17 protein-coding genes are annotated in these 15,635 nt (G+C 60.8%); 3 read left to right on the forward strand and 14 right to left on the reverse strand.

The window, feature by feature from the left end:
• The 3 genes from B0G71_RS13945 to B0G71_RS13955 all read left to right on the forward strand — a co-directional run bounded on the left by B0G71_RS13945 (window position 1) and on the right by B0G71_RS13955 (window position 3,325).
• Window positions 1–1,107, forward strand: coding sequence for a phosphotransferase (locus B0G71_RS13945; protein ID WP_116142439.1), 1,107 nt, complete (start codon window positions 1–3; stop codon window positions 1,105–1,107).
• Between the two features lie 93 nt (window positions 1,108–1,200).
• Window positions 1,201–2,460 carry an acyl-CoA dehydrogenase family protein gene (locus B0G71_RS13950; RefSeq protein ID WP_116142440.1) on the forward strand — a complete coding sequence of 420 codons (1,260 nt, stop codon included), beginning with the start codon at window positions 1,201–1,203 and terminating at the stop codon, window positions 2,458–2,460.
• 163 nt (window positions 2,461–2,623) lie between these two features.
• Window positions 2,624–3,325 (forward strand): glutathione binding-like protein, encoded by a 702-nt coding sequence (locus tag B0G71_RS13955; protein ID WP_116142441.1) that lies wholly within the window; start codon window positions 2,624–2,626, stop codon window positions 3,323–3,325.
• A gap of 102 nt (window positions 3,326–3,427) precedes the next feature.
• Here the strand turns inward: B0G71_RS13955 and B0G71_RS13960 are convergent, their stop codons facing one another.
• From B0G71_RS13960 to B0G71_RS14025, 14 genes are all read right to left on the reverse strand, one after another.
• Window positions 3,428–3,904, reverse strand: coding sequence for a MaoC family dehydratase (locus B0G71_RS13960; RefSeq protein ID WP_116142442.1), 477 nt, complete (start codon window positions 3,902–3,904; stop codon window positions 3,428–3,430).
• Complete coding sequence (locus B0G71_RS13965; protein WP_116142443.1) at window positions 3,901–4,359, reverse strand: MaoC family dehydratase; 459 nt, start codon at window positions 4,357–4,359, stop codon at window positions 3,901–3,903. The genes B0G71_RS13960 and B0G71_RS13965 overlap by 4 nt, the downstream gene beginning before the upstream one ends.
• A 35-nt stretch (window positions 4,360–4,394) precedes the next feature.
• Entirely contained in the window at window positions 4,395–5,522 is a 1,128-nt protein-coding gene (locus tag B0G71_RS13970; RefSeq protein WP_116142444.1) for an acyl-CoA dehydrogenase family protein, read from the reverse strand.
• 10 nt (window positions 5,523–5,532) lie between these two features.
• On the reverse strand, window positions 5,533–6,729 hold the full coding sequence (locus B0G71_RS13975; protein WP_106280388.1) for an acyl-CoA dehydrogenase family protein: 1,197 nt from the start codon (window positions 6,727–6,729) through the stop codon (window positions 5,533–5,535).
• A gap of 48 nt (window positions 6,730–6,777) precedes the next feature.
• Window positions 6,778–7,203, reverse strand: a complete 426-nt coding sequence (locus B0G71_RS13980; RefSeq protein ID WP_106280386.1) for a DUF1178 family protein — start codon at window positions 7,201–7,203, stop codon at window positions 6,778–6,780.
• Between the two features lie 228 nt (window positions 7,204–7,431).
• Window positions 7,432–7,956, reverse strand: a complete 525-nt coding sequence (locus tag B0G71_RS13985; RefSeq protein WP_106280384.1) for an AlpA family transcriptional regulator — start codon at window positions 7,954–7,956, stop codon at window positions 7,432–7,434.
• 54 nt (window positions 7,957–8,010) lie between these two features.
• Window positions 8,011–8,256 (reverse strand): hypothetical protein, encoded by a 246-nt coding sequence (locus B0G71_RS41970; RefSeq protein WP_106280382.1) that lies wholly within the window; start codon window positions 8,254–8,256, stop codon window positions 8,011–8,013.
• Between the two features lie 339 nt (window positions 8,257–8,595).
• Window positions 8,596–9,180, reverse strand: a complete 585-nt coding sequence (locus B0G71_RS13995; protein WP_106280380.1) for an NUDIX domain-containing protein — start codon at window positions 9,178–9,180, stop codon at window positions 8,596–8,598.
• Window positions 9,181–9,221: 41 nt separating this feature from the next.
• Window positions 9,222–9,518: a DUF2818 family protein gene (locus tag B0G71_RS14000; protein WP_007175603.1), complete on the reverse strand. Its 297-nt coding sequence runs from the start codon at window positions 9,516–9,518 to the stop codon at window positions 9,222–9,224.
• Window positions 9,518–10,990: an NADH-quinone oxidoreductase subunit NuoN gene (nuoN, locus tag B0G71_RS14005; RefSeq protein WP_106280378.1), complete on the reverse strand. Its 1,473-nt coding sequence runs from the start codon at window positions 10,988–10,990 to the stop codon at window positions 9,518–9,520. The genes B0G71_RS14000 and nuoN overlap by 1 nt, the downstream gene beginning before the upstream one ends.
• A gap of 24 nt (window positions 10,991–11,014) precedes the next feature.
• Complete coding sequence (locus tag B0G71_RS14010; RefSeq protein WP_116142445.1) at window positions 11,015–12,505, reverse strand: NADH-quinone oxidoreductase subunit M; 1,491 nt, start codon at window positions 12,503–12,505, stop codon at window positions 11,015–11,017.
• A gap of 14 nt (window positions 12,506–12,519) precedes the next feature.
• Entirely contained in the window at window positions 12,520–14,586 is a 2,067-nt protein-coding gene (gene nuoL, locus B0G71_RS14015; RefSeq protein WP_116142446.1) for an NADH-quinone oxidoreductase subunit L, read from the reverse strand.
• Between the two features lie 17 nt (window positions 14,587–14,603).
• Entirely contained in the window at window positions 14,604–14,909 is a 306-nt protein-coding gene (gene nuoK / locus B0G71_RS14020) for an NADH-quinone oxidoreductase subunit NuoK (RefSeq protein ID WP_013339863.1), read from the reverse strand.
• Window positions 14,910–14,929: 20 nt separating this feature from the next.
• Window positions 14,930–15,619: an NADH-quinone oxidoreductase subunit J gene (locus B0G71_RS14025; protein WP_106306767.1), complete on the reverse strand. Its 690-nt coding sequence runs from the start codon at window positions 15,617–15,619 to the stop codon at window positions 14,930–14,932.
• Between the last annotated feature and the right edge of the window lie 16 nt (window positions 15,620–15,635).

The following is a 15,635-nucleotide window of genomic DNA, read 5'->3' on the forward strand; positions in this document are numbered from 1 at the left end:
ATGGTGCAAGCCACACAGACCGGCGAACCAGAACACCAACCGGATTATTCGGATTTCGAAGGCACGCGCCCTGTCAGCGAGCGGCAACGCTTTGACACCGGCGCGCTCGCCGCCTGGCTGACCCAACATGTCGACGGATTTTCCGGCCCCCTCACACAGGAGCAATTCGCCGGAGGTCAGTCCAATCCGACGTTCAAGCTGCTCACGCCGTCACGCTCGTATGTGATGCGCGCCAAACCAGGGCCGGCGGCGAAATTACTACCTTCGGCGCACGCCGTCGAACGTGAATATCGCGTGATGCACGCACTCGCCGACACCGACGTGCCGGTCGCGAAGATGCTCGCCTTGTGCGAGGACGAAAGCGTGATCGGCCGCGCGTTTTATGTCATGGAGTTCGTCGAGGGCCGCGTGCTGTGGGATCAATCGTTGCCCGGCATGACGCCCGCCGAACGCGCCGCCATCTACGACGAAATGAACCGCGTGATCGCGGCGCTGCACAGCGTCGACGTCCCGGCCGTGGGTCTCGCCGACTACGGCAAGCCAGGCAATTACTTCGCACGCCAGATCGGTCGGTGGAGCAAGCAGTACATCGCATCCGAGACCGAACCGATCGATGCGATGCAGCGCCTGATCGAATGGCTGCCGCAGCATATGCCGGCCGAAACGGGCGAGCGCGCATCGGTCGTGCATGGCGACTACCGGCTCGACAATCTGATCTTTCATCCCGAGGAACCACGCGTGCTCGCCGTGCTCGACTGGGAGTTGTCGACGCTCGGCGATCCGCTCGCCGATTTCGCGTATCACTGCATGGCGTGGCACGTCGACCCGGCGCAATTTCGCGGCATTGCGGGCCTCGATTGGGCGACCCTCGGCATTCCTGACGAGCAACAGTATGTCGAGCGCTATTGCCAACGCACCGGCTTCGAGATTCACGGCGACTGGAATTTCTATCTGGCGTACAACATGTTTCGCATCGCCGCGATCCTGCAAGGGATCATGAAACGCGTCGTCGACGGTACGGCAGCCAGCGCTCAGGCGCTCGATGCCGGCCGCCGCGCGAAGCCGATGGCCGAACTCGCCTGGCGCTACGCGCAGAAAGTGCGCTGACTGGCACCGCGTGCTGAATCGCGCGTCTGGTTGCGCGTTCTGCTGCGCTCTGAACAAAACGTCGTCCGTTACCTGTCATTCGCGAGGTCTTACATGAATTTCGATTACACCCCAAAGGTTCAGGCGTTGCGCGAAAAACTGCTCGCATTCTTCGACGAGCACATCTATCCGAACGAGCAGGCATTCTATGCAGAGATTGCAGGCAATCGCCAAAGCGGTAACGCGTGGCTGCCAACCGAACTGATCGAACAACTCAAGCACAAAGCGCGCGACGCCGGCTTGTGGAATCTATTCCTGCCCGACTCCGTGCGCGGCGCCGGTTTGACGAATCTCGAATACGCGCCGCTGTGCGAGATCATGGGCCGCGTGCCCTGGGCGCCTGAAGTATTCAACTGCAACGCGCCCGACACCGGCAATATGGAAACGATCGAGCGCTACGGCAGCGACGACAACAAGCGCGCGTGGCTCGAACCGCTGCTACAAGGTCAGATCCGTTCGGCGTTTCTGATGACGGAGCCTGAAGTGGCATCGTCGGATGCGACCAATATCCAGACCAGCATCGTGCGCGACGGCGATTACTACGTGGTCAACGGCCACAAGTGGTGGTCGTCCGGCGCGGGCGATCCGCGCTGCAAGATCTATATCGTCATGGGCAAGACCGATCCGGAAGCGCCGCGTCACCAGCAGCAGTCGATGATACTGATTCCCGCCGACGCCACCGGCATCACCGTGCATCGTCCGCTCACCGTGTTCGGTTACGACGACGCGCCGCACGGGCACATGGAAATCACGCTCGAGAATGTGCGCGTGCCGGTCGGCAACATGCTGCTCGGCGAAGGCCGCGGCTTCGAGATCGCGCAAGGCCGACTCGGGCCGGGACGCATCCATCACTGCATGCGTCTGATCGGTCTTGCTGAACGCGCGCTCGAACTCATGTCGAAACGTTCGCTGCACCGTGTCGCGTTCGGCAAACCGGTCGCCGCGCAAGGCGTCACGCAGGAACGTATCGCCGAAGCGCGCTGCATGATCGAGCAGGCGCGTCTCCTCACGCTGAAAACGGCCTACATGATGGACACTGTCGGCAACAAAGGCGCGCGCGGCGAGATCGCGATGATCAAGGTCGTTGCGCCGAACATGGCGTGTCAGGTGATCGACTGGGCGATTCAGGCGCACGGCGGCGGCGGCGTCAGCGACGATTTTCCGCTCGCGTATGCCTACGCGTCGGCACGAACGCTGCGTTTCGCTGACGGCCCCGACGAGGTGCACCGCAACGCGATCGCCAAGCTTGAACTCGCGCGTTATATGGATGCGGGCGCGGCGGCTCGTGTGGAGACGCCGATCACGCGGGTTTGATGCTGAGCTGAGCCGAGCCCTGCCCAGCCCGGAAGTTCAGCCCGGCGCCGCGAAGCCGCGACTGACTTGCAGCGCCGCCAGCAGCATCGCGCGATCTATGCTCTAATTTTCGTCAACAGCGGCGCCCTTCGAGGCGCCGCTTTCACGAGACAAAGGAACTACGATGATCGACGTTTATAGCTGGGCAACCCCGAACGGCCACAAGATTCACATCATGCTCGAAGAGACGGGTCTCGCGTACAACGTTCACGGCGTAAATATCGGCACGGGCGACCAGTTCAAACCCGAGTTTCTCGCCATCAGCCCGAACAACAAGATCCCGGCAATCGTCGATTCCGAGGGCCCCAAGGGCGCCGACGGTCAGCCGTTCGCCTTGTTCGAATCGGGCGCGATCCTGATTTACCTCGCCGAGAAAACCGGCAAGTTTCTGCCGACCGATCCGGCCGCGCGTTATTCCACGCTGCAGTGGCTGATGTTTCAGATGGGCGGTCTCGGTCCGATGCTCGGTCAAACGCACCACTTCCGCAACTACGCGCCGGAGCAGATTGAATACGCGGTCAACCGTTACACGAACGAAACGAAGCGCCTTTATGGCGTAATGGACACGCAACTCGGCAAGACGAAGTATCTCGCGGGCAACGACTATACGATCGCGGATATCGCCTCGTTCCCGTGGACTCGCTCGTGGCAAAACCAGGGCTTGGAACTCGATGCGTTTCCGAATGTGAAGCGCTGGCATGAAGAGATCGCCGCACGTCCAGCGGTCGTGCGCGGGGTCGAAGTGCTGGCGTCCGCGCGTCAACCGCTCATGGACGACAAGGCGAAGGAAATACTGTTCGGTGCGACGCAATACGCGAAACATTGAATGCGCAGCCACGTCTGAATCTGCGTTTTGCCTCTGTGAAAAAGCGCGAACGGCATTCATGCCGGCTCGCGCTTTTTCTAACTCGCATGTGCCGCCGAAACGCTAAAAATAATGCAGCGTAATGAACTCCGCGACACACACCGGCCGTTCACTGCCTTGCCGCTCCAGCTTCACGTTCCACACCACTTGCACGCCATTGTTATCGACTTCCGTAACGGACTCGATCGCGAATTTAGCGCGCAACTGTGAGCCGACAGGCACCGGCGCGGTAAACCTCACGCGATTCAATCCGTAATTGACGCCCATGCGCTGCTCGAGCGCCACTGTCTTGCCGAGCAGCGCCGGAATCAACGATAGCGTCAGGAAGCCGTGCGCCACGGGACCGCCGAACGGCGACTCGCGCCGCGCCCGCTCGGGGTCGACGTGAATCCATTGATGGTCACCGGTCGCTTCGGCGAAACGATCGACGCTCGCCTGATCCACCGTCAGCCATTCGCTCACGAGCGGCTCGCCGCCCACCAACGCGCGCAATGCCGCCGCGCTGCCGAAGGTTGCGGCGGGCGCCGCGCTGCCCGTCATGACGCGGCGCCTGGATTACGCAGGCCGAATAGTCCCTTCGAGCGCACCGTGATCACCGTTTCGCCATGCTGATTGATGCCTTCCCACTGCGTCGACACGATGCCGCGATCCGGCTTGCTCTCCGAGACGCGTTTGTCGAGCACGGCGTTCATCATGGTGATCGTGTCACCGACACGCACCGGCTTCAACCAGCGGATATCGTCGATACCGGGCGAGCCCATCGACGTGGAACCCGCGAACGCGTTGCGCACCAGCATGCCCATCATGACCGAGCAGGTATGCCAGCCACTCGCGACCAAGCCGCGAAATGGCGACTCGGCGGCGGCGACCTCATCCAGATGAAACGGTTGCGGATCGAACTTCTGTGCAAACTCGACGATCTCTTCGCGCGTGAACGTGTGCTTGCCGATCTCGATGCTCGTGCCGACTATGAAGTCTTCGTAACTCAAGCCCATCCTCGCACCTCCGTGTATCCAATTCGAATGTCCGATCAGGCTTCGGCAGTCACGAAGCCAGGTAGCGCGGCGAACCGCGCGAGATGGTGATCGACATCGCCCAGTGTGGTTTCGATGATAGCAAGCCGCTTGAACAGATGCGCCGCGGCCACCTCATTCGTGACGCCCATGCCGCCATGCAACTGAACCGCCTGCTGGCCGACGAAACGCGCGGCTTGACCGACCCTCGCCTTCGCGGCGGAAACCGCGCGGCGACGTTCGTCCGCATCCGAGCTCGTGTAGCGCATCGCGGCCAGATACGTGACCGAGCGCGCCTGCTCGGCGTGAATCAGCATCTCGACCATGCGATGCTGCAAAGCCTGAAACCGCGCGATCGGCTGGCCGAACTGCTGACGTGTCTTGGTGTAGTCGACGGTGGCGAGATTCAGGGCGTCGAGCGCGCCGATCGCCTCGGCGCACAACAGCACCGTGCCGTAGTCAGCGATATGTTCGAGCGCCGCCGCGCCGGCGTGCTTGCCGGCAAGCCGGCGCGCGGGCGTGTTGTTGAACTCGAGTGTGGCGGCGCGTTGGCCGTCGATCGTGCGATAGTCGGTGATCCTGACGCCGGCCGCAGTGCGCGCCACGACGAAGAGCGCGATCTCGCCATTCAGCCGGGCCGGGACGATCCAGTGATCCGCCTGGCCGCCGTGTTGCACCACAGACTTCGTGCCGCTCAATGTCTGCTGCTCGCCCTGCCCGCTTACGCCTGTCTCGACCGCGAACAGATCGTAGCGCGCATGCGGTTCGTGAAATGCCACGGCCAGCTTGATCTCGCCTTGAGCAGCACGTTCGAGCAGCGACGCGTCTTCGCCCTGGTCGCTACCTGCAAGGCGCAACGCCTCGATACCGACCGCAGTCGCCCAATAAGGCTCGACGACTAGCGCACGGCCGAGTTCCTGCATCACGACCAGCATGTCGATCGGGCCGCCGTTAAAACCGCCTTGCGCTTCCGGCACCGGCAACGCTGTCAGACCCAGTTCGGCAAACGCGGCCCAATGCGCGTCCGACACGCCGGTTTCCGATCGCACGATCGCCTGGCGCGCCTCGAACCCGTAGTTCTTGTCCAGATACCGGCGCAGCGCATCGGCAAATTGCTGCTGTTCGTCGTTGAAAGTGAAGTCCATGCGTCGCTCCTCAGAGTCCGAGAATCATCTGCGCGATGATGTTCTTTTGAATTTCGTTCGAGCCGCCGTAAATCGACGTCTTGCGGAAGTTGAAGTAGTACGCGGCGAGAGGCGCGGCATCGTCGTCGCCGGCCAGGCTGTGTTCGCGTTCGCCTTCGAGGAACGGAACGTCGAATGGTGCGGCGAGCGGCCCGACTGCTTCGAACATCAGTTCGGTCAGTGCTTGCTGCACTTCCGTGCCCTTGATCTTCAGCATCGACGCTTCCGGTCCCGGTCCGCGTCCGCCCGTTTCATTTGCGACGACGCGTTGCACGGTGACTTCGAGCGCCATCAACTCGATCTCGAGGCTCGCGACTTTCGCGGCGAACACCGGGTCTTGCAGAAGCGGCTTGCCGTTCTTTCTCTGATTCAGCGCAAGGCGTTTCAGAAAAACGAGTTCGCGCTTCGATTGGCCGACCCGCGCAATGCCGGTGCGCTCGTGGCCGAGCAGATATTTCGCGTAAGTCCAGCCGCGATTCTCTTCACCAACCAGATTCTCGACCGGCACCTTCACGTCTTCGAAAAAGACTTCGTTGACTTCGTGGTCCTCGTCGAGCGTAATGATCGGCCGGACGGTGATGCCAGGCGTTTTCATGTCGATCAGCAGGAACGAGATGCCCTCCTGCTTTTTGGCGCCGCTGTCCGTGCGCACCAGGCAGAACATCATGTCGGCGTACTGGCCGAGCGTGGTCCACGTTTTCTGACCGTTAACCACGTAATGGTCGCCGACGCGCTCGGCGCGTGTGCGCAGCGAGGCCAGATCCGAACCCGAGCCCGGCTCGGAATAACCCTGACACCACCAGTCCGTACCGTCGAGAATGCGCGGCAAATAGTGACGCTTCTGCGCCTCGTTACCGTACTTCATCAGTACCGGCGCCACCATGGAGACGCCGAAAGGTAGCACGGACGGCGCGCCGATGCGCGCGCACTCTTCGTCCCAGATGTGCCGCTGGGTCGCGTCCCAGCCCGGGCCGCCATACTCTTTTGGCCACGCGATTGCCGACCAGCCGCGCGTGCCGAGCAGCTTATGCCAGCCTGCGAAGTCCTCGCGGGCAAGACGCTTGTGATTGAGTACCTTGTCGCTCAGCTCACGAGGCAGATTCGCTTCGAGCCAGGCGCGGATGTCTGCGCGGAACGCGTTATCAGCAGCGGAATAGTCCAGATCCATGCGTCGTGTCTCCTGGCCGCCACCATCCGCCGCCAGTGAGCCACTGCGCTATTGCAGCGGTTCCTTCAAGGCAGCTGGGACCGGCAGCGGCATCACTTCAATGCCTTCTTCGACCAAGGCTTTCGCGTCTTCCGGTGTCGTGACACCGCGAATATTGCGTGCGGGCGCTTCATTGTAGTGAATGCGCCGTGCTTCCTCGGCGAAGCGGTCGCCCACGTTCTCGGTCTTTTCCAGTACCTCGCGCAGGGCGCGCATGACACGCGCCTGCATTTCCCCCGCGCCCGCTGGCGCTTTCGTTTCGGTCGCACCCGACAGGTTCAGGCGCGGGGCCGACGGCAAACGGCTCACCTCGTTCGCACCGCAGATCGGACATTCGACGAGCTTGCGAGACTGCTGCGATTCGAAGTCATCAGTCGAAGCGAACCAGCCTTCGAACCGATGGCCATGCGGACACTGTAAATCGAGGACCTTCATGTGGAATCAGGGCTTGCGTGCCAGTTTAGCGCAAAACGTAAATTTGTGAACGGTCGTTCGTAAATTTTTACGGACAAGGGTACCGGCGCCGGAAGTTGCGGACAATCCGAACGCGGTGGGCGATTTTAACGCTTTGCGCAAAGGACTGCCGAAGGTGCTCCGGAAGGCAAACAGGCGTGCCGATCACCTACGCTTGCGAAGCTTCGCACGCTGCCTGCCCTAGCGCTTTTACGCGACGAGACATTCCAGTTGACGGCCAAGCCGGGGCTCAAGCTCGCGTGCCTCTTTTGCGAGGTTGATCTGCTTGACCGCTCTCGCAATGTCGAACACGTCTGGCTTGATTTCATAGCCGCCGCGCGCAGCGAGCCAGTCAAGGATGTCCGACAGATGCCATACTGACGCACTGCCCTCGTGGACCGGCGGCGGAAAGTCGATTGCGTGGCTCAGCATCAGCTTGCGCATGTTTTGCCGCGACACGCCGGCGACTTCTGCGACGTCAGTCAGGCCTACGAAATCGGGGCCGGCCTCGATAAGACGCGCGGACGGCACCACCCGCTTGATGTCCTGGAGAGCGCTGACCACCGCCTCGAATGCGGACTCGCCTTCGCGAGTGAAAAACAGCGCGATGCGGCCCGGTTGCCCGATACCCACGGTGGCGTCGTCGCACCCGGCTTCGCCCAGACGCTCGACGATCGCGTCAAGATCGCAGTCTTCAACCGCGAGACGGTACTTCAGCGTGAATACGTATTCCATAAGTTACTCCTGCCTTCATTCAGTCCCAAAGCTTTCACCCAAAGAACGGATTTGCTACCGGCGAGCCGTGCAGTTGTCGACGATGCGCCTCAGATGTCTGGCGTGGTTGCCCGGATTCTTCGGCGTGCTCCAGACGCTCGATATGCAGAACTCGCCACACCGACACTCCGCGTCTTTATCAGGACAGTACATTCGTCCCCAAGCGTGACCTTTGCCACCACCCTGAACACGCCAGCCGTTTTTCTCGGCGTACACCAACGCGGCCTCAACCTCTTTCTTGGAATGGGTTCCTCGAACCATCTGATGTCCTCCAATTTAGCGGGTGTGGATCAGGTTGTCAAGTGACAACCTGATCCACACCCAAAATCAAATGCGCCCGCCACCACTTCGTCATCCGAAATAAAACGAACAGTGGAAGTCGATCTCGAAGGTCGATACTAGAGGGACAAAGGCCGCGGGACGAGACTGTCGAATGGCATAAGGCAAACGACACACTTTTAAGACGCCGGCCAACATGCCGGCAATTGCGCAATTTCGCGCGCGTCGCAATGAGAAAAGCCCCTGCCGGTCTTAGACCAACAAGGGCTTTCTCAGACTTCCGAAGCGGCTAGCGGCGCGCGCGTATTCTTCGCTACAGCGTTATTCGGGCTCCGCCAATGGCCACGCACCCGACAACACTTTCTCCAGCCAGAACGTGCCGATCACCGTCTTGACATCAGTCACCTTGCCGGTACGCACCCACTCGGACATCTCCGGCACGGTTGCCGTGAACAGTTCGAGAAACTCGCCTTCATCGAGCTTGCGCTCGCCGGCGGTCAAACCGCGCGCAAGATAGATATCGATGAATTCGGTCGAATAGGAAATGATCGGGTGAATGCGCGTCAGATAAACATACTCGCGCGCGCTATAACCGGTCTCTTCCCGCAGTTCACGTATCGCGCAGGCCAGTGCGCCTTCGTTCGGATCGAGCTTGCCGGCCGGATACTCGACCATGACCTTGCCCATCGGATAGCGATACTGGCTTTCGAGCAGCACGCGGCCGTCGTCGAACAATGGAATCACCATGACGGCGCCGGAATGCTGAACATATTCGCGCGTGGCGTGCTTACCATCCGGCAGGCGAACGGTGTCGCATTTGAGCGTCAGAAACGGTCCCTGATGGATCGTTTTGCTCTCAATGCAGGTCTCTTTGAGCGCGGCGTCGTGATCGGGAAGTTCAGCCATATGCGGACCTTAGGACAGGGTGCGCCGACGGCGAGACGCCGTCAGCGGCGTTTGACGAGATACTGGAAGGTGAAGCCAGGGAATGCGAACACCACGAAGAGTGCGAACGTGATCGCGTAGAATTGCCACCCCTGTTCAAAGCGGTTACCCGCGCGCGCTTCCAGCAGAAAACCAAGCGCGCCAACCACGAAGTACAGCACGATCAATTCGGCAATCCGGATCCAGGCGCTTTTCTTCGCCGCTTTCAACGGCACGGCGGCGAAGAGGCGCTGATTCAGGAACGGCAGGTTGGCGCCGACCAGCGCCAACAGCACGATAAACCAACCCGCTGCCGACATCAGAGCAGCAGCGTGTGCTGGATAGCCTGCAGGCAGGCCTTCAACAACGGATCCGGCACGATACCGAGCACCAATACTGCCACACCGTTGAACGCGAGCAAGGCACGCGTGCTGGTGTCAGCGAGAATGGGCGACTTGTCTTGCGGATCGTCGAAATACATCAGCTTGACGATACGCAGGTAGTAGAACGCGCCGAACAGCGACGTGATCACGGCCAGCACCGTCAGCCAGGTCAAGCCGGCGTTCATGGTGGCCTGCAGCACCGCGAGCTTCGCGTAGAAGCCGACCGCGGGCGGAATGCCGGCGAGCGAGAACATCATGATCATCATCACGAACGCGAACACCGGGCTGCGTTGATTCAAACCCTTGAAGTCCTCGAGCGTGTCCGCCTCGAAATCGCGGCGAGCCAACAGCATGATGACGCCGAACGTGCCCATCGTCGTGATCAGGTAGACGATGCTGTAGTACATCGCCGAGCCGTATGCATTGGCGGCGCCCGTGGTCTTGCTGTCGACCACACCGGCCAGCAGACCCAGCAGCACGAAGCCCATATTCGAGATCGCCGAATACGCGAGCATCCGCTTGACGTTGCGTTGCACGATACCGGTAATGTTGCCGACGATCAGCGACAGCGCCGCGAGAATCACCAGCATTTGCTGCCATTCCACCGCCAGCGGCAACAGGCCCATCACCAGGAAACGCAGACCCCAGGCGAACGCGGCAACCTTAGGGCCACCGCCGACCATCAGCGTCATCGCCGTCGGCGCGCCCTGGTACACGTCGGGCACCCACATGTGGAACGGCACCGCGCCCATCTTGAACGCCACGCCCGCCACGATGAAGATCACGCCGAACAGCAGCACGCTCGGGTCGTAGTGGCTCGTGCCGATCGCCTTGAATACCTCGTTCAGGTCGAGCGAACCGGTCGCGCCGTACAGCATGGAGATGCCGTACAGCAGGAAACCGGAAGCCAGCGCGCCCAGCACGTAATACTTCATGGCCGCTTCGTTCGAAGGCGCCGCGTCACGACGCAGGGCGATCGCACCATACAGCGACAGCGACATCAGTTCCAGGCCGAGATACAGCGTCAGGAAGTTGTTGCCGGAGATCATGACGAGCTGGCCGAGCAGCGAGAACATACCCAACAGGAAGAACTCGCCGCGGAACAGGCCGCGATCTTCGAGGTAACGGCGCGAATACACGATCGACACCGCGTAGCCGAGCGTCACCACGGCTTTCATCACGTTGGCGAACGAATCCACCACGTACATATGGCCGAAGTAGTAGCGCACTTGCGGGTCGAACGCGTTCATCGCGAACCAGACGCCGGCAACCAGCGTCGAGAAGAACGCGATGAAGTACGTGGTACGGCGACCGGCCTGGCCGACGAACGTGTCGTTGAGCCACGCGACGACAACGGCGAGCATCACCAGCGCGTCGGGCAACAGAGCAGTCATAGGGGCGTTTTGCATGGTCTCTAAATTCCTCGCTCGGCGTTACTGAGGCAACGGCAGCTTTGACTGCGCAACGTGGGCGAGGAGGTTTTCCACGGATACGTGCATCACATCGGTAAAGGGCTTCGGATACAGGCCCATGAACAGCGTCAGTGCGGCAAGCACTGCCAGCATGAAAAATTCGCGACGGTTGATGTCGAGCAGACCCTTCACGTGATCGTTGGCGATCGCGCCGAAGTACACGCGCTTGTACATCCACAGCGTGTAGGCCGCGCCGAGAATCAGCGTGACTGCCGCGCCACCCGCGATCCAGAAGTTGTACTGGACAGCCGCCAGAATCACCATGAATTCGCCGACGAAACCGGAGGTGCCCGGCAGGCCGCAATTCGCCATGGAGAACAGCATTACGAACGCCGCGAACTTCGGCATCACGTTGACGACACCGCCGTAATCGGCGATCTGACGCGAATGCATACGGTCGTACAGCACGCCGATGCTCAGGAACATCGCTCCCGACACGAAGCCGTGCGAGATCATCTGCACGATCGCGCCTTCCACGCCGAGCTGGTTGAAGATAAAGAAGCCGAGCGTGACGAAACCCATGTGCGCGATCGACGAATACGCGACCAGCTTCTTCATGTCGGCCTGCACCATCGCGACGAGGCCAATGTAGATCACCGCGATCAGCGACAACGTGATCACGACCGGCGCCAGAAAGTGGCTCGCGTCAGGCGTGATCGGCAGGGAAAAGCGCAGGAAACCGTATGCGCCCAGCTTCAGCATGATCGCGGCCAGCACCACCGAGCCGCCGGTCGGCGCTTCCACGTGGGCGTCAGGCAACCACGTGTGAACCGGCCACATCGGCACCTTCACGGCGAAGGCCATGAAGAACGCTATGAATATCAGCACCTGTGGCGTCATGGCGATCTGCGCATGCTGCCACGTGGCGAGGTCGAACGTGCCGGTCTCGATGTACAGGTACAGCAACGCGACCAGCATCAACAGCGAGCCCATCAGCGTGTACAGGAAGAACTTGAACGCCGCGTACACGCGGTTCGCCCCACCCCACACGCCGATGATGATGTACATCGGAATCAGCGTCGCTTCGAAGAATACGTAGAACAGCATGCCGTCGGCCGCGCTGAACACGCCGACCATGATGCCCGAGAGGATCAGGAACGCGGCGAGGTACTGGCCCACGTTCTTCGTGATCACTTCCCACGCGGCGATCACGACGATCACCGTAATCAATGCAGTCAACACGACGAACCACATCGAGATGCCGTCGACACCCAGGTGATACGTGATATTGAAGCGCTCAATCCAGTTCGCCTTTTCGACGAACTGCAGATCGGCGGTGCTCGAATCAAAACCGGTAATCAGCGGAATCGTCACGAGGAAGCTGACGACCGAACCGATCAGCGCAATCCAGCGCGCGGGAGCCGGGTTCTGGTCGGAACCGATGGCCAGGACCAGGAGGCCGACGAGGATCGGCAACCAGATCGCAATACTGAGAATCGGATAAGCGTGCATTAGTGTCCCTCGCCTTATTTGCCGCCGAGCGTTACAAACAGGGTCAGGAGCCCCAGCATGCCGATAATCATGGCGAACGCGTAGTGATAGATGTAGCCGGATTGGAGGAAGCGGATCACGCCGGCGAACCAGCCGATAAAGCGTGCGCTGCCGTTGACGATGCCGTCGATCACCACGACGTCGCCTTCCTTCCAGAGACCACGGCCAATTGCCACGGCGCCCCGCGCGAACACGACTTCGTTGATCTTGTCCATGTAGTACTTGTTATCGAGCAGCGTGTAGATCGGGCCGAACGCGCGCTTGATGACAGCCGGCAGGTCCGGACGAACCAGGTACAGGAACCACGCGACCACCACACCCGCGAGCGCCAGCCAGACCGGCAGACCCGCAACCGAGTGCAGGCCCATCGACGCCCAGCCCTGGAACTCTTCGGCCATCTCATGCAACGCCGGATGGTTTTCGCCGATGAAGATCACCTTGTCGAACGCCACGCCGTGCTGGAAGAAGTCGCCGAACAGCATCGGGCCGATGCCGATCGCGCCGATCACCACCGACGGAATCGCCAGCAGCACCAGCGGCAGCCAGACCACCCACGGCGTTTCGTGCGGCTCGTGAGCGTGGTCGTCGTGACCATGGCCGTGCGCGTCGTGGCCGTGTGCGTCATGCGCATGCGCCGCGGCTTCGATGCCCATCGGCGATTCCGGATGCTTCGGACCGCGGAAGCGCTCCTCGCCGTGGAACACCAGGAAGTACATACGGAACGAATACAACGCGGTCACGAAGACGCTCGCCACCACCGCGAAGTACGCGAAGCCCGCACCCGGCAGATGCGACAGCTTCACTGCGTCGATGATCGAGTCTTTCGAGTAGAAGCCTGAGAAGAACGGCGTGCCGATCAGCGCCAGCGAACCGACCAGCGACGTAATCCACGTGATCGGCATGTACTTGCGCAGGCCGCCCATGTTGCGGATGTCCTGATCGTGATGCATGCCGATGATCACCGAACCCGCGCCGAGGAACAGCAGCGCCTTGAAGAACGCGTGCGTCATCAGGTGGAACACGGCGACCGAGTAGGCCGACGCGCCCAGCGCGACCGTCATGTACCCCAGTTGCGACAGCGTGGAATACGCCACCACGCGCTTGATGTCGTTCTGGATGATCCCGAGGAAGCCCATGAACAGCGCGGTAATCGCCCCGATGACCATCACGAACGAGAGCGCCGTATCCGACAGTTCGAACAGCGGCGACATGCGCGTGACCATGAAGATACCGGCCGTCACCATGGTTGCCGCGTGAATCAGTGCGGAAATCGGCGTCGGGCCTTCCATCGAATCCGGCAGCCAGACGTGCAGCGGGAACTGCGCCGACTTACCCATTGCGCCGATGAAGAGGCAAATACACGCCACCGTCAGCAGACCCCAGTCCGTACCGGGAAAGGTCAGTGCCGCGAGTTCGGTGCGCTTCGCGAACACGTCGCCGTAGTTCATCGAACCGGCGAACGCGAACAGCAGGCCGATACCCAGCAGAAAGCCGAAGTCGCCGATGCGGTTCACGATGAACGCCTTCATGTTCGCGTAGATCGCCGTGGGACGCGTGAAGTAGAAGCCGATCAGCAGATACGACACCAGACCCACCGCTTCCCAGCCGAAGAACAGCTGCAGGAAGTTGTTGCTCATCACGAGCATCAACATCGAGAACGTGAACAGCGAGATGTACGAGAAGAAGCGCTGGTAGCCGTCCTCGCCGGCCATGTAGCCGATCGTGTAGATGTGCACCATGAGCGACACGAAGGTCACCACGCACATCATCATGGCCGTCAGCGAGTCGACCAGAAAGCCGATCTCGAACTTCGTCTTGCCGATCGACATCCATTCGTAGATGGTCGCGTTGAAGCTCGCACCGTCCAGTACCTGGAAGAAGACGATCGCCGACAGGATGAACGAGATCGCGACGCCGAGGATCGTGACCGAATGCGCACCGGCTCGCCCTACCGCTTTTCCGGCCAGACCGGCAACCAGACAGCCGGCCAGCGGTGCCAGCGGGATCGCCAGCAGCAGGTTTTCATTGAGTATCGTGGACATAACCGCTTTTCCTGAAATTAACCTTTGAGCTGATCGAGATCCTCGACATTGATCGTGTCGAGACTACGGAACAGGGTCACCAGAATCGCGAGGCCGATTGCCGCCTCCGCTGCCGCAACCGTCAGCACGAAGAAGACGAAGATCTGGCCGTGCACGTCGCCGAGGTAATGCGAGAACGCGACGAAGTTGGTGTTCACCGCGAGCAGCATCAATTCGATCGCCATCAAAATGATGATGACGTTGCGACGGTTCAGGAAAATGCCGACGACGCTGATCGCAAACAGGATCGCGCCGAGGACAAGGTAATGGGCAAGGGTCAACATGATTTCTATCTCCTGTCCGCTCAGCTGTTCTTGGCTGGTGCCGAGTCGGCCGCTGCCGCTGCCGCTGCCGCGGCTTCTTCCGCCGCGACGGTTGCCGCGGTCTTTTCCGATTTCATCTTCACGACGCGCACGCGGTCTTGAGCCCGTACCTTGACCTGTTCGCTGACGTTCTGACGTTTGCTGTCTTTCTTATGACTCGTGGTCAGCGCAATCGCCGCGATGATCGCCACCAGCAGCACCAGACCGGCCACTTCGAACGCGAAGATATAGTCGGTGTAGATGACCTTGCCGATCAGGCGCGTGTTCGACCAGTCGCCCATGCCATTCGCGGCGGCCGTGGTGTCACGCAGCGCCGTGGCGGTCGCGCCGTAACCGTGCCAGAGAATCAGCGCGGTTTCGATCACGATGATCGCGCCCACCAGCGTGGCCATTGGCACGAAGCGTTTGAAGTCTTTACGCAGCACGTCGATGTTGATGTCCAGCATCATCACGACGAACAGGAACAGCACCATCACCGCGCCGACGTAGACCAGCACCAGCAGGATCGCAAGGAACTCGGCCTGCAGCAGCATCCAGATCGCGGCTGCGTTGAAGAACGCCAGCACCAGAAACAGTGCGGACGACACCGGGTTGCGCGAGGTGATCACCTTCAGCCCTGAAACCACCAGGAGCAGCGCGAAGATGTAGAACAGTACGGTCGTGAATTCCATGATTACCGGTTCATCG

This window comes from Paraburkholderia sp. BL27I4N3 (genome assembly GCF_003386115.1).
Classification (GTDB): Bacteria; Pseudomonadota; Gammaproteobacteria; order Burkholderiales; family Burkholderiaceae; genus Paraburkholderia.

Bases quoted from the DNA above. Each gene is read 5' to 3' on its own strand.
- B0G71_RS13960 (WP_116142442.1), bottom strand. From the start codon at position 3,904: ATGACGGGCAGCGCGGCGCCCGCCGCAACCTTCGGCAGCGCGGCGGCA.
- B0G71_RS13980 (WP_106280386.1), bottom strand. From the start codon at position 7,203: ATGAAGGTCCTCGATTTACAGTGTCCGCATGGCCATCGGTTCGAAGGC.
- B0G71_RS13995 (WP_106280380.1), bottom strand. From the start codon at position 9,180: ATGGCTGAACTTCCCGATCACGACGCCGCGCTCAAAGAGACCTGCATT.
- B0G71_RS13970 (WP_116142444.1), bottom strand. From the start codon at position 5,522: ATGGACTTCACTTTCAACGACGAACAGCAGCAATTTGCCGATGCGCTG.
- B0G71_RS13975 (WP_106280388.1), bottom strand. From the start codon at position 6,729: ATGGATCTGGACTATTCCGCTGCTGATAACGCGTTCCGCGCAGACATC.
- B0G71_RS14025 (WP_106306767.1), bottom strand. From the start codon at position 15,619: ATGGAATTCACGACCGTACTGTTCTACATCTTCGCGCTGCTCCTGGTG.
- B0G71_RS13965 (WP_116142443.1), bottom strand. From the start codon at position 4,359: ATGGGCTTGAGTTACGAAGACTTCATAGTCGGCACGAGCATCGAGATC.
- B0G71_RS14010 (WP_116142445.1), bottom strand. From the start codon at position 12,505: ATGCACGCTTATCCGATTCTCAGTATTGCGATCTGGTTGCCGATCCTC.
- B0G71_RS13985 (WP_106280384.1), bottom strand. From the start codon at position 7,956: ATGGAATACGTATTCACGCTGAAGTACCGTCTCGCGGTTGAAGACTGC.
- B0G71_RS41970 (WP_106280382.1), bottom strand. From the start codon at position 8,256: ATGGTTCGAGGAACCCATTCCAAGAAAGAGGTTGAGGCCGCGTTGGTG.
- B0G71_RS13950 (WP_116142440.1), top strand. From the start codon at position 1,201: ATGAATTTCGATTACACCCCAAAGGTTCAGGCGTTGCGCGAAAAACTG.
- nuoK (WP_013339863.1), bottom strand. From the start codon at position 14,909: ATGTTGACCCTTGCCCATTACCTTGTCCTCGGCGCGATCCTGTTTGCG.
- nuoN (WP_106280378.1), bottom strand. From the start codon at position 10,990: ATGCAAAACGCCCCTATGACTGCTCTGTTGCCCGACGCGCTGGTGATG.
- B0G71_RS14000 (WP_007175603.1), bottom strand. From the start codon at position 9,518: ATGTCGGCAGCGGGTTGGTTTATCGTGCTGTTGGCGCTGGTCGGCGCC.
- nuoL (WP_116142446.1), bottom strand. From the start codon at position 14,586: ATGTCCACGATACTCAATGAAAACCTGCTGCTGGCGATCCCGCTGGCA.
- B0G71_RS13945 (WP_116142439.1), top strand. From the start codon at position 1: ATGGTGCAAGCCACACAGACCGGCGAACCAGAACACCAACCGGATTAT.
- B0G71_RS13955 (WP_116142441.1), top strand. From the start codon at position 2,624: ATGATCGACGTTTATAGCTGGGCAACCCCGAACGGCCACAAGATTCAC.